General features: G+C 71.8%; 24 protein-coding genes and 1 other RNA gene. 14 read left to right on the top strand and 11 right to left on the bottom strand.

The features are described 5' to 3' along the window. Positions 1 to 183: 183 nt before the first annotated feature. From ACIO3P_RS03000 to ACIO3P_RS02980, 5 genes are all read left to right on the top strand, one after another. The gene (locus ACIO3P_RS03000) at positions 184 to 1221 is read left to right on the top strand and encodes an iron-siderophore ABC transporter substrate-binding protein (RefSeq protein ID WP_329827366.1); all 1038 of its coding nucleotides are present in this window, start codon (positions 184 to 186) and stop codon (positions 1219 to 1221) included. A 101-nt stretch (positions 1222 to 1322) separates the two neighbouring features. Continuing rightward, positions 1323 to 2216, top strand: coding sequence for a Nif3-like dinuclear metal center hexameric protein (locus ACIO3P_RS02995; RefSeq protein WP_401789685.1), 894 nt, complete (start codon positions 1323 to 1325; stop codon positions 2214 to 2216). Then, on the top strand, positions 2213 to 2956 hold the full coding sequence (locus ACIO3P_RS02990; protein WP_401850877.1) for a zinc ribbon domain-containing protein: 744 nt from the start codon (positions 2213 to 2215) through the stop codon (positions 2954 to 2956). Before ACIO3P_RS02995 ends, ACIO3P_RS02990 begins: the two co-directional genes overlap by 4 nt. Before the next feature lie 7 nt (positions 2957 to 2963). Continuing rightward, entirely contained in the window at positions 2964 to 4148 is a 1185-nt protein-coding gene (locus ACIO3P_RS02985) for a bifunctional RNase H/acid phosphatase (RefSeq protein ID WP_401850537.1), read from the top strand. A 67-nt stretch (positions 4149 to 4215) separates the two neighbouring features. Then, on the top strand, positions 4216 to 5100 hold the full coding sequence (locus tag ACIO3P_RS02980; protein WP_401850535.1) for a GNAT family N-acetyltransferase: 885 nt from the start codon (positions 4216 to 4218) through the stop codon (positions 5098 to 5100). A 43-nt stretch (positions 5101 to 5143) separates the two neighbouring features. Here the strand turns inward: ACIO3P_RS02980 and eda are convergent, their stop codons facing one another. The 4 genes from eda to ACIO3P_RS02960 all read right to left on the bottom strand — a co-directional run bounded on the left by eda (position 5144) and on the right by ACIO3P_RS02960 (position 8429). Then, positions 5144 to 5773 carry a bifunctional 4-hydroxy-2-oxoglutarate aldolase/2-dehydro-3-deoxy-phosphogluconate aldolase gene (eda, locus tag ACIO3P_RS02975; protein WP_401850533.1) on the bottom strand — a complete coding sequence of 210 codons (630 nt, stop codon included), beginning with the start codon at positions 5771 to 5773 and terminating at the stop codon, positions 5144 to 5146. A 77-nt stretch (positions 5774 to 5850) separates the two neighbouring features. Beyond that, positions 5851 to 6666, bottom strand: coding sequence for a peroxide stress protein YaaA (gene yaaA / locus ACIO3P_RS02970; RefSeq protein ID WP_401850532.1), 816 nt, complete (start codon positions 6664 to 6666; stop codon positions 5851 to 5853). An 84-nt stretch (positions 6667 to 6750) separates the two neighbouring features. After that, complete coding sequence (locus ACIO3P_RS02965; RefSeq protein WP_329827375.1) at positions 6751 to 7620, bottom strand: hypothetical protein; 870 nt, start codon at positions 7618 to 7620, stop codon at positions 6751 to 6753. Next, complete coding sequence (locus ACIO3P_RS02960) at positions 7617 to 8429, bottom strand: MerR family transcriptional regulator (RefSeq protein WP_401850530.1); 813 nt, start codon at positions 8427 to 8429, stop codon at positions 7617 to 7619. The genes ACIO3P_RS02965 and ACIO3P_RS02960 overlap by 4 nt, the downstream gene beginning before the upstream one ends. A gap of 88 nt (positions 8430 to 8517) precedes the next feature. On the opposite strand from ACIO3P_RS02960, the gene rnpB reads away from it, so the two are divergent. Next, positions 8518 to 8943, top strand: an RNA gene (gene rnpB / locus ACIO3P_RS02955) — RNase P RNA component class A. 125 nt (positions 8944 to 9068) lie between these two features. On the opposite strand, the gene ACIO3P_RS02950 is transcribed toward rnpB, so the two are convergent. Further along, the gene (locus ACIO3P_RS02950; protein ID WP_401850529.1) at positions 9069 to 10040 is read right to left on the bottom strand and encodes a helix-turn-helix domain-containing protein; all 972 of its coding nucleotides are present in this window, start codon (positions 10038 to 10040) and stop codon (positions 9069 to 9071) included. 158 nt (positions 10041 to 10198) lie between these two features. On the opposite strand from ACIO3P_RS02950, the gene ACIO3P_RS02945 reads away from it, so the two are divergent. Continuing rightward, positions 10199 to 10699: a hypothetical protein gene (locus ACIO3P_RS02945; RefSeq protein ID WP_401850527.1), complete on the top strand. Its 501-nt coding sequence runs from the start codon at positions 10199 to 10201 to the stop codon at positions 10697 to 10699. Here the strand turns inward: ACIO3P_RS02945 and ACIO3P_RS02940 are convergent. The 3 genes from ACIO3P_RS02940 to ACIO3P_RS02930 all read right to left on the bottom strand — a co-directional run bounded on the left by ACIO3P_RS02940 (position 10690) and on the right by ACIO3P_RS02930 (position 11996). After that, complete coding sequence (locus tag ACIO3P_RS02940) at positions 10690 to 11496, bottom strand: hypothetical protein (RefSeq protein ID WP_401850525.1); 807 nt, start codon at positions 11494 to 11496, stop codon at positions 10690 to 10692. The genes ACIO3P_RS02945 and ACIO3P_RS02940 overlap by 10 nt on opposite strands. A 105-nt stretch (positions 11497 to 11601) precedes the next feature. Then, positions 11602 to 11754, bottom strand: a complete 153-nt coding sequence (locus tag ACIO3P_RS02935; protein WP_401850524.1) for a hypothetical protein — start codon at positions 11752 to 11754, stop codon at positions 11602 to 11604. After that, positions 11751 to 11996 (bottom strand): hypothetical protein, encoded by a 246-nt coding sequence (locus ACIO3P_RS02930; RefSeq protein WP_401850522.1) that lies wholly within the window; start codon positions 11994 to 11996, stop codon positions 11751 to 11753. The genes ACIO3P_RS02935 and ACIO3P_RS02930 overlap by 4 nt, the downstream gene beginning before the upstream one ends. A 286-nt stretch (positions 11997 to 12282) precedes the next feature. Between ACIO3P_RS02930 and ACIO3P_RS02925 the strand changes: the two genes are divergently transcribed. From ACIO3P_RS02925 to ACIO3P_RS02915, 3 genes are all read left to right on the top strand, one after another. Then, positions 12283 to 12609, top strand: coding sequence for a plasmid stabilization protein (locus ACIO3P_RS02925; RefSeq protein ID WP_401850520.1), 327 nt, complete (start codon positions 12283 to 12285; stop codon positions 12607 to 12609). A gap of 137 nt (positions 12610 to 12746) precedes the next feature. Continuing rightward, positions 12747 to 13322, top strand: a complete 576-nt coding sequence (locus tag ACIO3P_RS02920) for a DNA starvation/stationary phase protection protein (protein WP_329827383.1) — start codon at positions 12747 to 12749, stop codon at positions 13320 to 13322. Positions 13323 to 13554: 232 nt separating this feature from the next. Continuing rightward, positions 13555 to 13710: a hypothetical protein gene (locus ACIO3P_RS02915; protein WP_401850911.1), complete on the top strand. Its 156-nt coding sequence runs from the start codon at positions 13555 to 13557 to the stop codon at positions 13708 to 13710. Between the two features lie 15 nt (positions 13711 to 13725). Here ACIO3P_RS02915 and ACIO3P_RS02910 read toward each other — a convergent pair whose 3' ends face one another. Beyond that, the gene (locus ACIO3P_RS02910) at positions 13726 to 14163 is read right to left on the bottom strand and encodes an NUDIX domain-containing protein (RefSeq protein ID WP_401850518.1); all 438 of its coding nucleotides are present in this window, start codon (positions 14161 to 14163) and stop codon (positions 13726 to 13728) included. Between the two features lie 26 nt (positions 14164 to 14189). Next, a complete protein-coding gene (locus ACIO3P_RS02905) occupies positions 14190 to 14576 on the bottom strand; it encodes an SDR family oxidoreductase (RefSeq protein ID WP_401850874.1) in 387 nt (128 codons plus the stop codon). A 237-nt stretch (positions 14577 to 14813) separates the two neighbouring features. On the opposite strand from ACIO3P_RS02905, the gene ACIO3P_RS02900 reads away from it, so the two are divergent. Continuing rightward, positions 14814 to 16133: a tetratricopeptide repeat protein gene (locus tag ACIO3P_RS02900; protein ID WP_401850516.1), complete on the top strand. Its 1320-nt coding sequence runs from the start codon at positions 14814 to 14816 to the stop codon at positions 16131 to 16133. A 207-nt stretch (positions 16134 to 16340) separates the two neighbouring features. On the opposite strand, the gene ACIO3P_RS02895 is transcribed toward ACIO3P_RS02900, so the two are convergent. Next, positions 16341 to 16847, bottom strand: a complete 507-nt coding sequence (locus ACIO3P_RS02895) for a DUF6328 family protein (protein ID WP_329827386.1) — start codon at positions 16845 to 16847, stop codon at positions 16341 to 16343. Between the two features lie 240 nt (positions 16848 to 17087). Between ACIO3P_RS02895 and ACIO3P_RS02890 the strand changes: the two genes are divergently transcribed. The 3 genes from ACIO3P_RS02890 to ACIO3P_RS02880 all read left to right on the top strand — a co-directional run bounded on the left by ACIO3P_RS02890 (position 17088) and on the right by ACIO3P_RS02880 (position 20288). Next, complete coding sequence (locus tag ACIO3P_RS02890) at positions 17088 to 18314, top strand: cytochrome P450 (protein ID WP_329827387.1); 1227 nt, start codon at positions 17088 to 17090, stop codon at positions 18312 to 18314. 100 nt (positions 18315 to 18414) lie between these two features. Then, positions 18415 to 19635 (top strand): cytochrome P450, encoded by a 1221-nt coding sequence (locus ACIO3P_RS02885; protein WP_329827388.1) that lies wholly within the window; start codon positions 18415 to 18417, stop codon positions 19633 to 19635. 2 nt (positions 19636 to 19637) lie between these two features. Then, positions 19638 to 20288, top strand: a complete 651-nt coding sequence (locus ACIO3P_RS02880) for a TetR family transcriptional regulator (RefSeq protein WP_329827389.1) — start codon at positions 19638 to 19640, stop codon at positions 20286 to 20288. Positions 20289 to 20295 lie beyond the last annotated feature (7 nt).

Genomic DNA, 20295 nt, shown 5'->3' with positions numbered 1-20295 from the left:
ATCCGTCACCTCCGGCGAAGAAGCTAGTTTTCGTACTTCCTGCCGAACAACACGACACCTCTCACTTCACACATAAGGGTGGCCGTCGCATGATTCGACTGAAAGTGCGGGGGCGGGTGTGCTGACGCAGAGGGCCACCTTTAAGGTAAGGCGACCCTAAGCGACCCTGTCAGGAGCTTGAAGATGTCCATAAGACGCCGTGGCACGGCCGCCGCCGTCGCGCTCGCCGCCGCACTCTCCCTCGCGGCCTGCGGCAGCGGAGGCTCCTCCGACAGCGACGCCGGCTCCGGCGACGGAGGCGGGAAGAAGGCGGCCGTCGCCACGGGCGGCAAGGACTTCGCCGACGCGGCAAAGAAGACCGCCTCGTACGGGACCGACGCCAAGGCGGGCGAGTTCCCGCGCACCATCACCCACGCCATGGGCACCACCGAACTCACGAAGCGCCCCGAGCGCGTCGTCGTGCTCGACGTCGGCGAACTCGACAACGTCGTGTCCCTCGGAGTGGAGCCGGTCGGCTACGCCCCGACCGAGGGCGACGCCTCGCTCCCCGGCTACCTCAAGAAGGGCGCGGGCAGCCCGAAGAACGTCGGCACGATCAACAACCTCAACCTGGAGGCCGTCGCGGCCCTCAAGCCCGACCTGATCCTCGGCAGCCAGCTCCGCGCCGCGGACAAGTACAAGGCGCTCTCGGCGATCGCCCCCACGGTCTTCGCCATCCGGCCCGGCTTCACCTGGAAGGAGAACTACCTCCTCAACGCCCAGGCGCTGGACCGCACCGCCGAGGCGAAGGCCGCGCTGGCCGCGTACGACAAGAAGGCGCGGGCCCTCGGCAAGGAGATCGGGCCGGACAAGCCGACCGTCTCCATGGTCCGCTACATGCCGGACCGGCTGCGGCTGTACGCGAAGGCGTCCTTCATCGGCACGATCCTCGACGACGTCGGCCTGCCGCGCCCGAAGAACCAGCAGGTCGAGGATCTGGCCGTGGAGATCAGCCCGGAGAAGATCGACGACGCGGACGCCGACTGGATCTTCACCGGGGTGTACGGAGACCCGTCGAAGACCCAGCGGGACAGCGCACGCTCCAACCCGCTGTGGAAGAACCTGAAGGCCGTCAAGGACGGCCACGCCAAGGACGTCGCCGACGAGACCTGGTACCTCGGACTGGGCGTGACGGCCGCCGAACTGGTCCTGGACGACCTGCGCGGCTACCTCGTCAAGTAACGGGAGCGGCGGCCGACCGGAGGCGGGGGTCCGGTGGGCGGGGGTCCGGCGGGGCGCGGAGGGACATGGCCCGTCCAGGGGTACCGGCGGTATCCACAGGCATGGTGGGCGCGACAGCGAGGGCAGGTAGCCTTTGCTCCGTGCCTCCAGTCCCCTCCGCGCCCCGTCTCGCCGACGTACTCGCCGCGCTCGACGCCCTCTGGCCCCCCGAGCGGGCCGAGCAGTGGGATGCCGTCGGCACGGTCTGCGGTGACCCCGACGCCCCGGTCACCCGCGTCCTGTTCGCGGTCGACCCCGTCCAGGACATCGCCGACGAGGCCCTGCGGCTCGGCGCCGATCTGATCGTCACCCACCACCCGCTCTATCTGCGCGGTACGACGACGGTCGCGGCGTCCACCTTCAAGGGCCGCGTCGTGCACACCCTCATCAAGAACGGCATCGCGCTGCACGTCGCGCACACCAACGCCGACAGCGCCGACCCCGGTGTCTCCGACGCCCTCGCGGGCGCCCTCGACCTGCGGGTCGTACGGCCCCTCGTCCCGGACCCCACCGACCCCGCCGGGCGGCGCGGCCTCGGCCGGATCTGCGAGCTGGACCGCCCCGCCACCCTCCGCGACTTCGCCGCCCGCGTCGCGCACCGGCTGCCCGCCACCGCGCAGGGCATCCGCGTGGCCGGCGACCCGGACGCCCTCGTCCGTACGGTCGCGGTCAGCGGCGGCTCGGGCGACAGCCTCTTCGACCAGGTCAGGGCGGCCGGCGTCGACGCCTTCCTCACCGCCGACCTGCGCCACCACCCGGTCTCCGAGGCCACGCAGCACAGCCCGCTCGGGCTGGTCGACGCCGCGCACTGGGCCACCGAATGGCCCTGGTGCGAGCAGGCCGCCGCCCAGCTCGACGAGATTTCCGACCGCCACGGCTGGGACCTGCGGGTCCACGTCTCGAAGACGGTCACCGACCCCTGGTCAGCCCACCACTCCTCAGGAGCCCCCAACTGAACGCCGCGCCCGCAGACCAGATCCGACTCCTCGACGTCCAGGCCCTCGACGTACGGCTGTCGCAGCTCGACCACAAGCGCACCGCGCTGCCCGAGCACGCCGAGATCGAGTCGCTCACCAAGGACCTCGCGCAACTCCGCGACCTGCTGGTCGCCGCGACGACCGAGGAGAGCGACACCGCCCGCGAGCAGACCAAGGCGGAGCAGGACGTCGACCAGGTGCGCCAGCGCGCCGTACGGGACCAGCAGCGTCTGGACTCCGGCACGGTCACCTCGCCCAAGGACCTGGAGAACCTCCAGCGCGAGATCGTCTCCCTCGCCAAGCGCCAGGGCGATCTGGAGGACGTCGTCCTGGAGGTCATGGAGCGCCGCGAGTCCGCGCAGGAGCGCGTCACCGAGCTGACCGAGCGGGTCTCCGCCGTCCAGGCCAAGGCCGACGACGCCGCCACACGCCGTGACACCGCCGTCGCGGAGTTCGACGCCGAGTCCGCGACCGTCACCAAGGAGCGCGGCATCGTCGCCGGTTCCGTACCGGCGGACCTGCTCAAGCTGTACGAGAAGCTCCGCGTCCAGCAGGGCGGGGTCGGCGCGGCCCGGCTCTTCCGGCGGCGCTGCGAGGGCTGCCAGTTGGAGCTGAACATCACCGAGGTCAACGAGGTCAAGGCGGCTGCCGCGGACGCGGTGCTGCGGTGCGAGAACTGCCGCCGCATCCTGGTCCGCACCGCCGACTCGGGGCTGTGACCCCCTGATGCGGACGTTCATCGTGGAGGCGGACGGCGGCTCCCGGGGCAACCCGGGGCCCGCGGGGTACGGCGCCGTCGTCCTCGACGGGACCACGGGCGAGCCGCTCGCCGAGGCCGCCGAGTACATCGGCGTCGCGACGAACAACGTCGCCGAGTACAAGGGCCTGGTCGCCGGGTTGAGGGCCGCGAAGGCGCTGGACCCGGGCGCCCGGGTGCGCGTCCGGATGGACTCCAAGCTTGTCGTCGAGCAGATGTCGGGGCGCTGGAAGATCAAGCACCCCGACATGAAGCCCCTGGCCGCCGAGGCGGCACGGATCCTGCCGTCGGGCCAGGTCACGTACGAGTGGATCCCGCGCGAGCGGAACAAGCACGCGGACCGGCTGGCCAATGAGGCGATGGACGCGGGCAAGCAGGGCCGCCAGTGGGAGGCGTCGGCCTCCACGGCGGCCCTCGACGCGGGCGCGGCCCGCTCGGCCGCCTCCGCTGCCGCCTCCGCCGCCACCCGTGAGGACGTCCCGCTCTCCTCCGAGTCCTCCTCGTCCGTCGGCTGGGGCGCCGCCGACCTCGGCCCGCCCGCCACCTTCGTCCTGCTGCGGCACGGCGAGACCGCCCTCACCCCCGACAAGCGCTTCTCCGGCAGCGGCGGCACCGACCCCGAACTGTCGGCCATCGGCCGCCGCCAGGCCGACGCGATCGCCACCGCGCTCGCCGCGCGCGGCACGGTCCAGGACATCGTCTCCTCCCCGCTGCGCCGCTGCCGCGAGACGGCGCAGGCCGTCGCCGACCGGCTCGGTCTCGACGTACGGATCGAAGAGGGCCTGCGCGAGACGGACTTCGGCGCGTGGGAGGGCCTGACCTTCGGCGAGACGCAGGAGCGGTACCCGGACGACCTGACGGCCTGGCTCGCCTCGCCCGACGTCGAGCCGACCGGCGGCGGCGAGAGCTTCGCGACGGTGGGACGGCGCGTCGCGGCGGCCCGTGACGCCCTGCTCGACCGTTACCGGGGCCGTACGGTCCTGGTGGTCACGCATGTCACCCCGGTCAAGGAGCTGGTACGGCTGGCCCTCGGCGCCCCGCAGGAGTCGCTGTTCCGGATGGAGCTGTCGGCGGCGTCGGTCTCGGTCGTGGCGTACTACGCGGACGGCAACGCGTCGGTGCGGCTCTTCAACGACACCTCGCACCTGCGCTGACGGCCCCGCCCCGCCCCGCCCCAAAAGGCTTGGCCAGGGGCGGGTCCGCCGTAGGACGATGACCGGCATGACCTGGCAACTGACCCACGACGTCGAAGAGTTCCGCGCCGCGGCGGACCCGTACCTCGCGGCCGACGCCGCGCGTCACACCATCCTGCTCACGGTCAGCGAATCGCTGCGGACCGGAGGCGTGGCGTACGCCGGGCCCGTACGGTTCGGCTGGTGGCGGGAGACCGCGGACGCCCCGGTGACCGGCGCCTTCCTGGAGACCCCGCCGCACCCGCCGTTCCTCGGCACGATGCCGGCGCGGGCCGCCGCCGAACTGGCCAGGACGCTGGGCGGCACCCCGGAGGGCCACGGCCCCCCGCTGTCGGGCGTACGGGGCCGGGTCGCCGACGTCGAGGCATTCGGCGCCGCGTGGACGGCGCGGCGGCCCGGCGCGGGGACCGGGGCCGGGAACGCGCCCCCGTACCGGCTCTCCGACGGTATGCGGCTCTTCCGGCTGGGCGAACCGACCCCGCCGGACCCCGCGCCCGAGGGCCGCGCGCGGTACGCGGCGGCCCAGGACATCCCGCTGGCGGTGGAGTGGCTGACGGCGTTCGCCGAGGAGATCGGGGACCCGCCCGCGCGGGACCGGAGGGCCCTGGCGGTCGCCCGGATCGAGGAACGGCGGCTGCTCCTCTGGGAGGTGGACGGCGTCCCGGTCTCCCTGGCCGGCCACGCCCCGCTGATCGCCGGGCAGATCCGCGTCGCCCCCGTCTACACGCCGCCCGCCCACCGCGGACGCGGATACGCGGCGGGGGTGACCGCCGCGGTCGGCGAGACGGCTCTGCGCAAGGGCGCCGAGGAGGTGCTGCTCTTCGCCGACAACGCCAACCCGACGGCCAACGCCCTGTACCAGCGCCTGGGTTACCGCCCGATGGAGGTGTACGCCACGGCGGAACTCGCCTGACTCCGGCCGTGATGGAGGCGGTTCAGGATCGTGAGGGGACGGCTCAGGCCCCGCGCTTCCCGCCCAGCGCGGCGGCCTCGCGCGCCAGCGTCTCGACCCGGGCCCAGTCCTTCGACGCCAGCGCGTCCGCCGGGAGCAGCCAGGTACCGCCGACGCAGCGCACGTTGGGCAGGGCCAGATACTCCGGCGCGGAGGCGGGGGTGATACCGCCCGTGGGGCAGAAGCGGGCGCCGGGGAGCGGTCCCGCGAGCGACTTCAGATAGGGCCTGCCGCCCGCCGCCTCCGCCGGGAAGAACTTCATCTCCGTCACCCCGCGCTCCAGCAGCGCCACGACCTCGGACGTCGTCGACACCCCCGGCAGGAACGGCACGCCCGAGTCCCGCATCGCGGTCAGCAGCGTCTCCGTCCACCCCGGGCTGACCAGGAAGCGCGCACCCGCCGCCACCGACGCGCTCACCGCGTCCGGTGTGAGGACCGTGCCCGCGCCGACCACCGCGTCGGGCACCTCCGCCGCGATCGCGCGGATCGAGTCCAGTGCGGCGGGCGTCCGCAACGTCACCTCGATGGCGGGCAGCCCGCCCGCGACCAGGGCGCGGGCGAGCGGTACGGCGTCGGCGGCGTCGTCGAGGACGACGACGGGGATCACGGGGGCGAGGTCGAGCACGGAGGTCATGGGGTCATCCTGCCGCTCGCCCTCACGATGCGCAATGCCCGTTGCGCAGGGCGCAACGGGCTGTTTCCGGGCCCCCGTCAGTGGATCTCCGTGACGACGACATCCAGCGCCCAGGGCCGCCCCGCCCGCGCCGGGGCCGTCGCCTCCACCACGTACCCCAGCTCCCGCACCGTCTTCACCAGGTGCGCGGGATCCTTCGGCCGGGCGCCCGCCGTCAGCAGATCCCGTACGAGCCGGCCCTTCGTCGCCTTGTTGAAGTGGCTGACCACCGACCGCTTCTCCACGCCGGTCACCGGATCGGTCTGCGCGTGCAGCACCCGTACCGTCGCCGTACGGCCCGCCAGTTCACCCTTCGGCTTCCACGCCGTCGCGTACGCCGACGACCGCAGATCCAGTACGAGTCCGCCCCCGGCCTCCTCCGCCGCCTCCGGCAGCGCCGACTCCATCGGCGTGCGCCAGTGCCCGCCCAGCGCGCCCAGCCCCGGCAGCCTGACCCCCATCGAGCAGCGGTAGGAGGGGATACGGTCACCGATCCGTACCGCGCCCCACAGCCCGGAGAAGACCAGCAGCGACTTCCCCGCCCGCCGGCGCGCGGCCGGGTCCAGCGTGGCCAGGCCCAGCGCGTCGTACAGCACGCCGGTGTAGATCTCCCCGGCCGGCCGGGTGCCCGCCGTGCGCAGCTCCACGTTCTTGGCGATCTCGCCGCGCAGCCCCTCGCTCAGCCCGAGTACCTCGCGCGCCTTCTCCTGGTCGGCGGCGCACAGCTCCACCAGCTCGTCCAGTACGGCGGCGCGCGCCCCGGCCAGACCGGGCAGCGACAGCGACTCCGGCTTCAGCGGAGCGCCGCGCCCGGAAGCGGCCTTTCCTTCCGACGGCGGCAACAGCACGAGCACGGTGGTTCTCCTCGGAGGGGCGTGACGGAACGGGGCGACGGGTGCGGCCCTCGCGTCAGCGTAGGTGAACCCGGCCCTTGGGCTTCACCCCCGTACACCCGGGGCCGGCGGCAGCGCCGCCCTGACCGCCTTCACCAACTCCTCCGGACGGTCGGCGTGGAACCGGACCACCCGCGCCCGGCCCGTCGCACCGAGCGGCCGTACGAAGGGGACGGGCGCCGACAGCTCCACCCGTACGGTCGTCTGGCTGCCCACGACGAGATCCAGCACCCCGCCTCCGTCCTTGTCCCCGTCCCCGTCCTCCTGCGCCGGGGCGTACTGGAGGAGCCCGCCGTCCGGGAAGCGCCGGTCGGCCCGTACGGAGACGATGTCGGCCGCCGGGATCCGCAGGTCGAAGAGGGTGCCGTAACGGATCCTCAACGAGCCGTCCGCGCCCACCACATGGGGCCGCGTCACACAGCCCGCGTGCAGCGCCAGCACCATCACCACCGTGTACACGTCCAGCACCAGCATGATCAGATGCACCAGCGGCCAGGGGATCAGCAGGGCCAGCGCGACCGTCTCGACGACGGCGACGGACAGCAGCCCGTAGAGCATCGCCGTCTGCGGTCCGGTGTACGGAACCGGGAGATCGGCCGCGCCCACCCCGTGCGTGCGCCGCGCGGCCCAGCGCACGAGGTTGCCCCAGCTCCGTATCTCCTGGGCGGTCAGCCGCCGTACGGGGGTCGGCACGGCGGTGCGGACGGCCGCGGCCAGCGCGTCCCGGTGCCCGGTGCCGGAGCGCCGCGCCGCGGCGTAGTGGCGGCGCAGGATCAGCGCCTCCAGGACGACGAGGACGAGTACCACCGCCTCGGCGGCGAGAAGCAGGGGCGTGGGGAGGGACACCCCGGCGAGCAGGCAGACGATCAGGCCGATCTCGCACACGGGTACGGCGAACCACGCGACGCGCTTCACGACGCCCGCCCCTTCTCCCGCGTCCGCTCCTGCGCCCGCTCCCGTACCCGCCGCGCCAGCGCGTCCATGGTCCGGCGTACGACCTCGGCCTGGGCCGGGCTGTACTCGGCGAGCAGGGCGTCCCCGAACCCGTCGAGGGACGGGCCGTCGCCGTCCGGCAGCGCGGCCATGATCTCGTCGGTGGCGAGCGCGCTCAGATCGTCCGCGAGAGGGGCGATCCGGGGATCGTCGGGCGGGGCGTCGGCGAGTTCGTCGAGCCGCCGGTAGAGGACGAGGATCTCCGGGGCGGCGGCGAGGGTGCGCAGCGCGTCGTAGAAACCCCCGGTGCTCCCGCCCCCGGCCCCGGTCGCGCCGTCGCCGCTCTCCTCGCTGTACCGGTCGAGCAGGACGAGCAGCGCGCGGTCCGTGGCGGCGGCGGGGGAGTCGACGGCGGGCAGGGAGTGCAGGAACCGCGCGAGCCCGGGGGAGAGCGGCCCGTCGGCGGTCGGCGGCGACTCCATCAGCTCGGCGAGCCGGCGCCGGCGTTCCCGGATCTCCGCCTCCTGCCGGGCGAGATCGTCGTCCAGTTCGCTCAGCACCTCGGTGAGTTCGCGCCCGGCGTCGTCGGCGAGGATGTCCCGCACCTCGTCCAGGGAGAGCCCCAGCTCGGTCAGCCGCCGGATCCGGGCGAGGAGAACGGCGTCCCGTACCGAGTAGTCCCGGTAACCGTTGGGCCGCCGCGTGGGCTCGGGCAGCAGGCCCACGTGGTGGTAGTGGCGCACCGCACGGGAGGTGACCCCGACGAGAGCGGCGATCTCGGCGATTCTCATGGGTTCAGTACAAACCCTGACGTCGCGGCAAGGTCAAGCCGGGACCACGGGTGGTGGCCCGGCCGGGTACGATGGCCAGCACGGCAGACGAGCCGGGCGGACGGCCGCGTCAAGATCTTCGATCTTGCCGAGGAACGTCCGGACTCCACACGGCAGGGTGGTGGGTAACGCCCACCCGGGGTGACCCGCGGGACAGTGCCACAGAAAACAGACCGCCGGGGCTGTGCTCTTCTGAAGAGGACGGCCCAGGTAAGGGTGAAACGGTGGTGTAAGAGACCACCAGCGTCCGGGGTGACTCGGACGGCTCGGTAAACCCCACCCGGAGCAAGGTCAAGAGGGGCCGTCGTTCCGCGAGGAACGGCGTCCCTGCGCGGACGATCGAGGGCTGCCCGCCCGAGTCCGCGGGTAGACCGCACGAGACCGGCGGCAACGCCGGTCCTAGATGGATGGCCGTCTCCCCGGCCGCCGCGAGGCGACCGGGCGACAAAATCCGGCGTACAGCCCGACTCGTCTGCCGCCCAGTAACCCTGACCGGTGAATCCCGCACGGCCGGCCCCTGCACAACGCTCCACCGGGGGCCGGAGAGCGGGGAACGGTGGCCCGCGACCGGGCTCGGGAACTGTGCCGCGCGTCGTCGTCTCAGGCGCCCAGTGCCTGTCGGCGGTAGTCGCGGGGCGGGAGACCGTACAGGGAGCTGAACGCGCGCGTGAAGACGGCGTGGTGGGTGAAGCCCCAGCGGGCGCCGATGCGGTGGACGGGTTCGTCGCGGAGAGCGGGGTCGGCCAGGTCGCGACGGGCGTGTTCGAGGCGCTCCCGGCGGATCAGGGAGGAGACGGTGTGGTGCTGGCCCTGGAACAGACGGTGCAGGTAGCTGGCTGAGATGTGGTGCGCCGCGGCTACGGCGTCGGGTGTCAGGGCGGGGTCGTGGAGGTGTTGCCGGATGAATGCCCGGATGCTCAGGGTCAGGGTTTGCCGACGGGTCTCGGGCGGAAGCGCGTCCTCGGTGTCGAGTTCGTGGGCGAGGAGAGCGGCGAACAGGTTCGTCAGGACTGTTTCCAACCGTGGGCTGTCCGTGGGCCGGTAGGAACCGGCGTCCTGGACGAGGCGGGTGAGGAACGTGGTGAACAGCGCACCGACTCCTTCTCGGCCCTGAAGGCTTCGGGCGACGAGCCGGTCGACCTTGTCCAGGGGCAACGGCAGCAGGGCTTTGGGTAATTCGACGCCGATGACCCGGGCGTCTTCTTCGGGGCCGCCCATGTGGGCCAGGTAGGGCCGCGAGGTGTCGACGACGTGCAGTTGGTAGGGGCTGAGTACGGCCTCGCGGCCCTGCTGGACGATCCCCTTGGTCCCTTGCAGCAGCAGAGTGACGTGGTAGTGCTCCGGATCGCCCTGCCGGATGAGGCCGGGGGTTCGCCGCATACGCAGTGACCGCATGGTCGCGGGCCAGACACAGACGGAGCCGAGCTGCAGGAACCTCATATCGGCGGAGAAGCCGTCCACGCGGTCGGTGCTGATGTCCCTGGGCGCGTCCAGCGTGATCATGCGTTCACGGAGACCGTCGAACCTTCCCGCCCGCGGTATTTCGTCGCTGCGGAATACCGTCTCTCTCATCTGTCCCCTCGGATCATTCCGGATCATCGGTCGGTCCGACAGTGCACGGATAATCAAGAAATCAGCGGCTGTGCGTCAACGACGGGTTGGGTCCGCCTTGCACAGAATCGATTCCACCTGCAGAGAGCAGAGCGTGCAAGAACGCCGGAGGATAGGGAATGAGACATTTCTGCAAGCGTGGAGTCCTGGCTGCCGGCGCGTTGACGGCGGTACTGCTCATGGTGTCCGCCACCGCGCCGGCCCTGGCCCACAGCGGTGACCCCGGTGACTCGTCCGGACGGAATCCGGTCCCGTCCGCCCATGCGCCGGGCGCGGTATCGGCCCTGCTGCCGGGGACGTTCGGACCTGGTTGGGACTTCGTCGGCGAAGGCCCCTTCCTCTCCGAGGGCAACGGGGTCTACGGAACCGGTTGGGCACGGTCCCACGGCAACAACTTCAGGACCTGCGTGACGACCGGCAGCACCACATCGCACCCCTTTGAACTGTGGGAGTACGACCCGGACAACCCCGACGAATATGTGGGTGTGGGCACCCGTGCGGGGAGCGGCTGCATCGACTGGCTGAATATCTCCGCCTGGGTCGACGGCAGCGACGGAACGGCGGAGTTCTATCTCCTCACCACGGACTCCCGCGCCACCACGGCCCGCTTCTACGACTGATCCACGTGTGTACGGCCACACCACGGGCACGATCCGTGCGCGGCGGCCGGGGCGCCGGCCACCGCGCACGGCGTGACGAGGCACCGTTCGAGCCCGCTCCTACGGGACGGACCGCGACGGGTCCCACTTCGCCAGTACTTCGCGTACGTTCTCCACGTGGGCGCCCTTGTTGGCGCCGAGGGCACGGAACATCTCCGGGTTGTGCTCGACGATACGGCGCTGGGCCGCAGCGTGGCGGCGCCTTGCTCGGTCAGCCAGTCGGTGTCGGCCTCAGGGACGTCCGCGCTGAGGACGGTGTCGGCCTCGCGGTAGCAGCCAGCTGTGCCGTTCCCGTCGCCCTGCCCGCAGAGCGCGGTCGCCTCCTCGGCGCCGACCTGCGCGCCCCATTCCCGTACCGCGCTGCGCCGTTCCCGCTCGTCCTCCGTGACGGGCATGTGGTAACCGAACCGTGCCGCCACGCGCTCGTCCGTCACTCCGTACCGTCTGCTGTTGTCGTAGCCTGCCGCAGGCGCCTCTCGCGCCGTGGTCACCGGCATGGTGAAGTCGACGCCGGCGGCCCTGACGCAGTGCTCCAGCAGTACGCGCCGCGCTCTCTCCAGCGACCAGTCCTCGCGCGGGGTCCACTTGTACGCGTCGAAGGGCAGCTCCAGGGACATGCCGGCCGCCTGTGTCCACAGGGGCGCGGCCGTGGGGTGCCGGGGCGGCTGACCGCCCGTGCCTTCCCGGGCAGCGCACGCCACGGGCAGCACGGACGTCAGTGTGAGGAACAGCGCGAGCCCGGTGGTTCTCCAGTGCACGGAAGCTTGTCCCTTTTTCATGGCCGCCCGGCCGGGCGCCCCCCCATTTTTCCGTCTGTGGTGATGAAGGCCGAGGAAACGGATGAAGCAGCGGTGAATCCGCTGTCAGCAGGAGAAGTCGGCCGAGCTCGCCGCGTTGTCTCCGACGATGCTGCCCACCAGGGAGGCGTCGTCCGCGCCGTTCGCGTAGCGGATGGCGTTGCCGGTGTGTCCCGGCCCCGCGTAGAGGTAGACGAAGCACCCGGCTCGGTTCTTCACCGAGCTGGTGCGTTGTCCATGATCAGGGCGGTGAGACTCCCGTTCCCGTCCCGCCGGTGATTCCCCGCGAAGGTGTTGTCGTCGTACACGATGTCGCGCCAAAGATTGGTACTCGTGGTCGACCCCGCGTTGAAGTCGGCGAGGTCGAACATGCAGAAATTCCCGGTGGAGCAGATGCCCGCCATGATCTGCACGGTGCCCTCGCTTTCCGGGGCCGGCGTGGCGTGGGCGGTCGCCCCCACGGTGGGAGAGATAAGGGCCGCGCCCGGAGCGGCGCCTGACAGTCGTGACTTCGCTTGCACAATGTGTCCCTTTGCCTCGCACCCGGGACTCCTCGGTCCTGACTCGTCCGGCCGTCCCCCTGTGGCGTATCCGGGGCCGGGCGCGTGGAGTGGGGGGCAGGATCCCGTAGGGCCCCGCCCGTGCCGGCCGTGAGGTGAGGACCCGCGCGGGGCGGATACGCGGCGGATCCGGACCAGCCCACAGGCGAGCCCGGGCACGGGCCGTCCGACCGTGAGGAGAAGTGCCATGCCGAGTGGTTCCAGCGCCAAGCGCGAGCGCCAGTACGAGCACATCAAGGAGGGCGCCGAGAAGCGCGGCACCTCCGCCGGGCGTGCGAAGGAGATCGCGGCCCGGACGGTGAACAAGGAACGGGCCAGGGCGGGGGAGTCCAGGACCGCGAGCAGGACGTCCCTGCGCGACCCGAAGTCGGCCTCGCGGCGCGGCGGCGAGCGTTCGCACAGCGGGGCCCAGGGCCCCACGAGGGATCAGCTCTACGCCGAGGCGAGGAAGCGCGGTGTCGAGGGCCGTTCCTCGATGACCAAGCAGCAGCTCGCCCGGGCGCTCGGGCGCTGAGCAGGGGTTTTCCGGACGACGGTCCCGGTGCCGCCTTCGCGCGGAGGCGCCCGCCGGGACCGGGAGGGAGTTTGGGCGGGCGCGCCGGTGGTACCCGATGAGGCGAACCAAGTAGGGCGAACACGGAAGGAAACCTCATGTCACCGGAGAACGACCCGCGGTACACCGTGCCGGGTATGACGGCCTCGGAGGGCGGAGAGACCATCCAGTTGCTCAGGGTGCGGCTGCACGCGCTCAACGATCTCGCCCTGACCCTCAAGCATGTCCACTGGAACGTCGTCGGGCCGCACTTCATCGCGGTGCACGAGATGCTGGATCCCCAGGTGGACGCCGTCCGCGGCATGGTCGACGAGACCGCCGAACGGATCTCCACCCTCGGCGGCTCGCCCGCCGGGACGCCGGGCGCCCTGGTGCGGGAGCGCGGTTGGGACGACTACGCCGTCGGCCGCGCCGAGGCCATCGAGCATCTCGGGGCGCTGGACCTCGTGTACACGGGGATCATCGCCGACCACCGGCGGGCGGTCGACGCGGTCGACAAGCTGGATCCGGTCACCCAGGACCTGCTGATCCAGCACCTGCGCAGCCTCGAACTCTTCCAGTGGTTCATCCGCGCGCACCTGGAGAGCGCCGGCGGCACACTGAGCACCCGGAGCGCGACCACCGAGGTCGGTGCCGCCGCGGCAGCGGGAAGGCAAGCACTCCACCAGCCCTGACTCCACCGGCCGTGAACCGAACCGCGGCCTTCCGGCCGGCCCGCGGCCCCCGGCGGGGGATGAGCATGCGCGAGGACAGTGTGCCCCCAGGAGAGGCATCAGCGGGGCCATCGGCCGGAGTCCCGGAGGCCGGGAACAATGGCCAACCCGCTGCTCCTGGAGCCGCTGGCGCCGGAGCACATCCAAGCCCCGGCTGCTCGGTCACTGGGGGACCTCCCCCGGACGCAACCTCGTGCACACCCACCGGGGCGCGGGGGTCCGGCCGTGGGCCGGTACGGAGGACGGCTCCCGGGAACCGGACGCCGTGCTGGCCTGCGCCGGGGACGCCTGGATCCGCGAGCACGGCACGGACCTGCCCGAGGTGGCCGACTGGACCTGGTCCGGCTGACCCGTGCTCGAAGGCTCAGAGCGATGCCTCGCCTCCGAGGCTTCCGGCGCTGATGGCCACCCGCAGGACGTGGGCGATCTCCTCGGGCTTGAGGTCGATGCCGTCGAGCCCCTCCACGGTCAGCGGGATCTCCTCCAGCGCGTATGCGCCGCGACCCCCGGCGCTGAACTCGGGACCGGTGCGGTCCTCGAAGGACCAGGTCGCGATGTGAGCGAGGTAGAAGAGCTGACGCTCGTCGTCGGACTCCATCGTGTGGAGGAGGCGGATGATGTCGGCCTTCCCCGCGATCTCCTCGTGGATCTCCCGGTGGAGGGCGTCCTCCCGGGAGTCGTCGCCCGGTTCGACGCCGCCGCCGGGCAGGACCCAGTATTCGGGAATGCCGGGCCGGGTGCGGCGGATGACCAGCATCGTGTCGTCTGCGGTGACGAGGACGGCGCGGACTCGTTCGATCATGTCTGTCTCCTTGCTTGTTGACGATCTCAGTGCAGCAGCCAGCCGCCGTCGACGTGGACCGATTGCCCAGTGATGAACGAGGCGGAGGGGCCCGCGAGGAACACCACCAGGGCCGCGACGTCTTCGGGGCGGCCCCTGCGTGGCACGCACTGGCGTTTGATCTGGTCCTCCGGGCGCGCACGGTGCTCGGCGGGGATCGTGTTCTCGGCCTTGACCTGGATGGCGCCGGGCATGACCGTGTTGACGCAGATCCCGTACGGGCCCAGTTCGCGGGCGAGGGAGCGGGTCAGGCCCAGCAGTCCGGCCTTCGCGGTGCTGTATGTGACGAGGTTCGTCCGGCCGGCGCGGGCGTTGACGCTGCCGATGTTCACGATCCGGCCCCAGCGGCGTTCGATCATGCCGGGGGTGAGCACCAACAGGCCCTCGCGAAGGCGGGATCGTGCGGGTCCGTGCGCTGTCGGCGGTCATCGCGACTGTCGGTTCCTCTCGCGTGTCGGGCGGGTGCCGAAAGGGCCTGAACTATGCCTGTTCGAGCCATTCGGTGAGATCTGCGGGGTGATGTTCAGTGAACGGCGGTTCGCCCTCCCAGGACAGGGGCCAGGATGTAGTCCCGCGTAATCCCGCGTAATCCAGGTGGGGAAGGTGACGAGGTGCCGAGGAACCCGGCCGTCGCGGAACTGATCAGGCAGGCGTGCCGGGAACGGGGCTGGGGTCCTTCCGAGTTGGCACGCGCCCTCGGCCTGGCGGAAAGCGGCGATCCCCGGCGCCTCCAGCGCCAGCACGCTCGGCGGTGGATCGAGGGCGAGCGCACCCCCGACCACTGGTGGCCTTACATCGCGCAGGTGCTGGGGCTGGACCCCGAGGCGATCAGCCTTCCGGAGCCCCTGTCTGCAGCACTCCACGCAGATACCGTTGCATCAGTCCTGCACCTGGGAAGGAGCGACGTGGAACGCCGGGAGTTCGTCCTTGCCTCCAGCGGATACGCGCTGTCCGCACTCGGCCTGCCCGACATGGACAGCATCACCCGCCGGACCGGGACCGCGCGTCCCGGAGCCGTCCGCGTCGGCCAGGGCGAGGTGGCCGCCGTACGCCACATGGTCAAGGCCCTCGGCGACTCCGCTTCCGAACTCGGTGGCGGGCACGCCCGCCACCTGGCCGTCCGCTACCTCACCCAGGACGTCGCGCCCTGGCTGGAGGGCCGCTTCACCGAAGCCACCGGGCGGGACCTGTTCGCCGCCACCTCCCAGCTCGTCCACCTCGCCGGCTGGATGGCCCAGGACGAAGGCGACACCCCCGAACTCCGCGGGCTCGCCCAGCGCTACTACGCCCACTCCTTCCGCCTGGCCGCCGAAGCCGGCGACCCGGAGCTGTCGGCGACCGCGCTCCGCGGCCTCGCCGTGCAGTGCGTCGACCTCGGCCACCGGGCCGAGGCCGTCCAACTCGGCGAAGCCTGCGTGGAATACGGGCACCACCTCGACAACCCGCGTGCCGTCGCCTACTACGAGGCCACCCTCGCCAACGCCGCCGCCCAGGACGACGACCGCCGCATGGCCACCAAGCACCTCGCCCTGTCCGAGACCGCCATCGGCAAGCCCACCGCCGCAGGCGGTGACTCCTGGGCCGCCCACTACTCACCCGGCCGCTGGGCCCACGAATCCGGCATGATCCTCTCCCGTCTCGGCGACCTCGACGCCGCCGAGGAACATCTCCACCTGGCCCTCGACATCCACGGCCTCGACCGCCGCCGCACCCGCGCCATCGTCCTCGCCGACCTCGGCGGCGTCCGCCTCCGCCAAGGCGACGTCGGCGGAGCCATGGCCACCTGGCGCGCCTTCCTCGACTGCGCCGACGGCATCCGCTCGGTGAAGGTCCGGGCCGCCCTCCAGGACATGCGTGTCCGCCTTCGGCGGTACAGCGGAGTGCCGGAGGCCCAGGAGCTCCGCGAGCGGGCAGCGCACATCGCAGGCTGACGTGCCGACCGCGCCTGCCGCAGCCTCGGAGCGCGCGCAGCGCGGGCAGCACGGTCCCGGTGGTCGCCGCCGATCTGGATCGGCGCGATCTCCGTGAAGCCCGCCTCGATGTACGGCTTCACCGCTTCGGCGAAGACGTCCGGCGGCCGCGTCCCCGCGGTGGCGCGCCACGGTTATCCGGCCGTGCTCACGGTTTCCCGGCCCCGCTCACGGGGTGGCGGTGTGGCGGAAGCGGACCCAGAGCGGCAGGACGAACCAGCAGAGCAGATACCAGGCGACCACCCCCGAGACGAGCCACGGCACATACGGGTCATGACCGGCCACGCGGAGCACCAGGAAGAGCGCGCAGGTCAGCGTCGCGAGGAGAAGCACTATGCCGGCGAAGGTGAGCCGGGAGGCCCAGGCGACGGCCTGCGGTTTGATCCGGCGCCCCGAGACGATCCGGTGCAGCGCGACCGGGCCGATCAGCGCGCCGGTGGCCAGGGCGCCGCACACGACGGTGACGAGGTACGTGTTCTTGTCCGTCGCCCCCAACTCCTGGAAGTGCGGGGTGAACACCACCGTGAGCAGGAAGCCGAAGAGGATCTGCACGCCGGTCTGCGTGACTCTGATCTCCTGGATGAGTTCATGCCACTGCCGGTCCGCCCGCTCGTCCTCGGTCTCCTCCCGCCCCCGGTTCGGTGCGTCGGCCGTTCCGTCCTCGTGCCTGGCCACGACTGCCTCCTCCGCCTCGTCTCCGAAGCCGCGCCGGTGACCTCGGTCGCCCGGCACGGCGGGGCGCTCGCCGGACTCGCCCCATCGTGCACCAGGTGCCCGCTCCGGCCCGGACGACGCCCGGTGGCCGGTTCGCGCGGGTGACGCGCGCGAATTTAAGTCACTTGCTTGACTTGGGTTACGGGATGGGCTTGCCTGATCACACCGGAAGGACCGCTTCCGAGGAGAGTTGAGGGATCGATGACCAGCACGCTGAACCCGTCGGACGAGCACCAGGCCGCCCTGCCGGGATTTCCGATGGAACGGGCCGCGCGCTGCCCGTTCGACCCACCCCCGGAGCTGCGGGACGCCCAGCAGGAGGGGCCGCTCGCGAAGGTGCGGCTGTGGGACGGCAGCACACCGTGGCTGGTCACCCGCTACGCCGACCAGCGCGCCCTGCTCGGCGACCCGCGGCTCAGCGCCGACATCACCCGGCCCGGCTACCCGAGCAGCGCCCCCGTCACGGGCAACGCGTCGATCGGGTTCATCCTGATGGACGACCCCGAGCACGCCCGGCTGCGGCGGATGGTCGCGGCGCCGTTCGCCTTCAAGCGCGTGGAGGCGATGCGCCCCGCCGTACAGAAGATCACGGACGAGCTGATCGACGGCCTGCTGGCCGGCCCCACACCGGTCGACCTCGTCCAGGCGTTCGCCCTGCCGCTGCCCTCGCTCGTGATCTCGGAACTGCTCGGGGTGCCGTACGGCGACCACGAGTTCTTCCAGGAGAGCAGCAAGGTCCTCATCAACCGGGACGTGACACCGGAGGAGCGGGCCGCCGCGTCGGGGGCGCTGGTCCGCTATCTCGACGAGCTGATGAGCGAGAAGATCGCCCACCCCACCGACGACCTGCTGTCCGGGCTGGTCGCGAAGGTCGAGGCCGGTGAGCTGACCCGCGCCGAGGTGGCCCAGATGGGCGTCCTCCTGCTGATCGCCGGGCACGAGACGACCGCGAACATGATCGCGCTCGGCACGCTCGCCCTGCTGGAGAACCCCGACCAGTTCGCCCTGCTGCGCGACACCGACGATCCGGCGCTGGTCGCCTCGGCGGTGGACGAGCTGCTGCGTTACCTCAACATCACGCACAACGGGCGGCGCCGGGTGGCCCTGGAGGACATCGAGGTCGCCGGGGAGGTGATCCGCGCGGGCGAGGGGGTCATCGCGCCCAACGACATCGCCAACCGGGACCCCGACGTGTTCGAGGACCCCGACCGGCTCGACCTCCGGCGCGACGCCCGCCGCCACCTGGCCTTCGGCTTCGGGGTGCACCAGTGCCTGGGCCAGACACTGGCCCGGATGGAGCTCCAGGTCGCGTACAGCACCCTCTACCGGCGCATCCCCGGGCTGCGGCTGGCCGGCGAGATCGAGAAGGTCCCGTTCAAGCACGACGGGTCCGTGTACGGCGTGTACGAACTGCCTGTGGCCTGGTGATCGCCTCCCACCCTTTCCGAACCCCTCCCACGGCTCTTCCCTCCACTGCTTTCCCCCACCGCGCTTCCCCCGACCGTTCTTCCCTGACCGAGGAGACACGATGAGCAACAGCGAGGCCGACCAGGTTCACACGTACCCGATCCCCAACGACGCGCCGCTGGACCCGCCGGCCGAGTGGGCGGCGCTGCGGCAGGGGTGCCCGGTGGCCAGGGTGAAGCTGCCCAGCGGGGACGAGGCGGCGCTGCTGACGCGGTACGACGACGTCAAACAGGTGCTGTCCGACCCGCGGTTCAGCCGGCAGCTCGACGCGGCGGACGCGGCCCGGATCTCCGACACCGAGTCGGGCGGGCTCTTCAACAGCGAGATGTCGGCCACGATCCCGCAGAGCGGCGCGGGGCACCAGCAGTGGCGGCGGCTGGTCGGGAAGTGGTTCACGGCCAAGCGGATGGCCGCGCTCCGCCCCGGTATCGAGGCGATGGCCGACCGGCTCATCGACGAGATGGTGGCCAGCGGCCGGCCCGCCGACCTGAAGGCCGCGCTGGGCTTCCCGCTGCCGGTATGGGTGATCTGCGACCTGCTCGGGGTGCCCGAGGCGGACCGCGACAGGTTCTCCCACTGGTCCGACTCGCTGCTCAACCTCACCCGCTACACGGACGAGGAGGTCGAGACGGCGCACCGCGAGTTCTCCGACTACATGGCGGGCCATGTCGCCGCCAAACGGGCCGAACCGACCGACGACCTGCTCAGCGAGCTGATCGTGGCCACCGGCGCCGACGGCTACCGGATGTCCGACAAGGAACTGGTCGCCACCGGACTGGGGCTGCTGCTCGCCGGACACGAGACGACGGCCAACCAGATCGGCAAGATGGTCGCCATGCTGCTGGGCGACCGGCGCCTGTGGGAGCAGTTGCTCGCCGACCGGTCGCTGGTGCGCTCGGCGGTGGAGGAGGCGCTGCGGCTGGACGCCAGCGGGGGACTCGGCCTGCCGCGATACATTGGCGAGGACACCGAGATCGGCGGGGTTCTGGTGCCGCGCGGTACCACCGTGATGTGCAACATGAGCGCGGCCAACCGGGACGAGCGGGCCTTCGACCACGCCGAGGAGATGGAGCTCGGCCGCACCCCCAACGTCCATCTGGCGTTCGGCACCGGAGCACACTCGTGCCTGGGGCAGGCGCTGGCCCGCACCGAGTTGCAGGCCGTCCTGGACGTACTGCTGCGCCGGCTGCCCACGCTGCACCTCGCTGTCACGGTGGAAGAACTGCCCAAGCTTGAGGGCCTGATGGTCGGCGGCTTGCGCGAGGTACCAGTGAGATGGTGAACATGGCAGGCAGGACGGTGCGGGCCGAACAGGTCAGCGCGACACGGGAGTCGATCCTGACCACGGCGGAGCGGCTGTTCGCCGAGCGCGGGGTGTACGCGGTCTCCAACCGGCAGGTCAGCGAGGCCGCGGGCCAGGGCAACAACGCCGCGGTCGGCTACCACTTCGGCACCAAGGCCGATCTGGTGCGGGCGATCGCGCGCAAGCACGCCGCGCAGATCGAACGGGCCAGGGAGCAGCGGCTCGCCGACGCCGGTGACTCCACCGACGTCCGCGTCTGGGTGACCTGCCTGGTGTATCCGATGACGGAGCACCTGGAGGCGCTGGGCACCCCCACCTGGTACGCGCGGTTCTGCGCCCAGGCGATGACCGACCCCGCGCTGCGCGCCACGATGATCGACGAGTCGCTGACGTCCCCGGCGCTCCAGGGGATCGTGGAGGGCTTCAACCGCACCCTGCCCGACCTGCCCGCCGAGGTGCATGCCGAGCGCGGACTGATGGCACGGCATCTGATGGTCCACATGTGCGCGGAGCGTGAACGGGCGCTGGCCGAGGGGGCGGGCACGGTCCGCTCCTGCTGGCACGACGCCGCCACCGGCCTGGTCGACGCGCTCGTCGGCATGTGGCTGGCGCCCGCCACGCCCCGCCCGTAGCCGAGGA

The sequence above is a fragment of the Streptomyces sp. NPDC087310 genome (assembly GCF_044744405.1).
Lineage (GTDB): Bacteria > Actinomycetota > Actinomycetes > Streptomycetales > Streptomycetaceae > Streptomyces.
The sequence above is the reverse complement of the archived record's forward strand: the minus strand, read 5'-3'. Positions and strand labels throughout refer to the sequence as shown.

What these genes read in the sequence shown, in the direction of transcription:
- ACIO3P_RS02985 (WP_401850537.1), top strand. Translation starts at nt 2,964, where the DNA reads ATGCGGACGTTCATCGTGGAGGCGGACGGCGGCTCCCGGGGCAACCCG.
- ACIO3P_RS02960 (WP_401850530.1), bottom strand. Translation starts at nt 8,429, where the DNA reads ATGAGAATCGCCGAGATCGCCGCTCTCGTCGGGGTCACCTCCCGTGCG.
- ACIO3P_RS02880 (WP_329827389.1), top strand. Translation starts at nt 19,638, where the DNA reads ATGGCAGGCAGGACGGTGCGGGCCGAACAGGTCAGCGCGACACGGGAG.
- ACIO3P_RS02995 (WP_401789685.1), top strand. Translation starts at nt 1,323, where the DNA reads ATGGTGGGCGCGACAGCGAGGGCAGGTAGCCTTTGCTCCGTGCCTCCA.
- eda (WP_401850533.1), bottom strand. Translation starts at nt 5,773, where the DNA reads ATGACCTCCGTGCTCGACCTCGCCCCCGTGATCCCCGTCGTCGTCCTC.
- ACIO3P_RS02910 (WP_401850518.1), bottom strand. Translation starts at nt 14,163, where the DNA reads ATGATCGAACGAGTCCGCGCCGTCCTCGTCACCGCAGACGACACGATG.
- ACIO3P_RS02890 (WP_329827387.1), top strand. Translation starts at nt 17,088, where the DNA reads ATGACCAGCACGCTGAACCCGTCGGACGAGCACCAGGCCGCCCTGCCG.
- ACIO3P_RS02950 (WP_401850529.1), bottom strand. Translation starts at nt 10,040, where the DNA reads ATGAGAGAGACGGTATTCCGCAGCGACGAAATACCGCGGGCGGGAAGG.
- ACIO3P_RS02885 (WP_329827388.1), top strand. Translation starts at nt 18,415, where the DNA reads ATGAGCAACAGCGAGGCCGACCAGGTTCACACGTACCCGATCCCCAAC.
- ACIO3P_RS02925 (WP_401850520.1), top strand. Translation starts at nt 12,283, where the DNA reads ATGCCGAGTGGTTCCAGCGCCAAGCGCGAGCGCCAGTACGAGCACATC.
- ACIO3P_RS02945 (WP_401850527.1), top strand. Translation starts at nt 10,199, where the DNA reads ATGAGACATTTCTGCAAGCGTGGAGTCCTGGCTGCCGGCGCGTTGACG.
- ACIO3P_RS02920 (WP_329827383.1), top strand. Translation starts at nt 12,747, where the DNA reads ATGTCACCGGAGAACGACCCGCGGTACACCGTGCCGGGTATGACGGCC.
- ACIO3P_RS03000 (WP_329827366.1), top strand. Translation starts at nt 184, where the DNA reads ATGTCCATAAGACGCCGTGGCACGGCCGCCGCCGTCGCGCTCGCCGCC.
- ACIO3P_RS02980 (WP_401850535.1), top strand. Translation starts at nt 4,216, where the DNA reads ATGACCTGGCAACTGACCCACGACGTCGAAGAGTTCCGCGCCGCGGCG.